Source organism: Brachybacterium phenoliresistens, assembly GCF_039530785.1.
Taxonomy (GTDB): domain Bacteria; phylum Actinomycetota; class Actinomycetes; order Actinomycetales; family Dermabacteraceae; genus Brachybacterium; species Brachybacterium phenoliresistens.
The window spans coordinates 1-664 of the sequence record NZ_BAAAOW010000027.1; the positions used below are offsets into that span (position 1 = coordinate 1).

Sequence of the window (664 nt, forward strand, 5' to 3'; positions counted from 1 at the left end):
TTCAGCAGTTTCAACATCAATTCCTCCTCAGGGACATCTCGTCAACATGGCTTGGGCACAGTTTTCCATCCGCAAGAAACGATGCGGGGGCCAATCCCTTTTTGGGATCGATCTCAGATGTCGGTAGGTCCTCCAACCCGAGGCAATTTGTACGAGCGCATAGTGGCCGATGTCAATGGTCTTACCAATATAAAGTTGATATACCTTTCGCGTGAGGGCGTCTTGCAGCCGAGTTCCATCGATGTGATATACTGATGCCGTAATGAGCCGCTCACATAGAAGGAGGCGTCATGTCAGGACAGTTCGATGGTCATCGAAGCGCCCCCGGTTCGCTGAGCGACGGGATTTACGAGCGTATCTACAAGTCGATCAGCGCAGGCGACTGGCCTGTGGGCACCAAGCTTCCCAGCGAAGTTGAGTTGGCAGTGCAGTTCGGCGTATCGCGACCCGTCGTACGCGAAGCGATGCTCCGGCTGCGGATCGATGGACTGATTGAAAGCCGGCAAGGGGCTGGCACACGCGTTATCAGCGTGCCCAGCCGTTCGGTGATCGAGTTTGCCGAACCCGGAAGCATCGCAGATCTGCAACGCTGCTACGAGTTCCGGGTGGGGGTAGAAGGAGAAGCGGCTTATGTCGCAGCCCAAAGACAATCACGGGCCAAGAT

General features: G+C 55.7%; 1 protein-coding gene. It reads left to right on the plus strand.

Going from position 1 to position 664, the window contains the following annotated elements:
• Positions 1-290: 290 nt before the first annotated feature.
• Positions 291-664: FadR/GntR family transcriptional regulator (locus ABD234_RS19110; protein ID WP_344359667.1), on the plus strand; the 374-nt coding region annotated here is incomplete at its 3' end.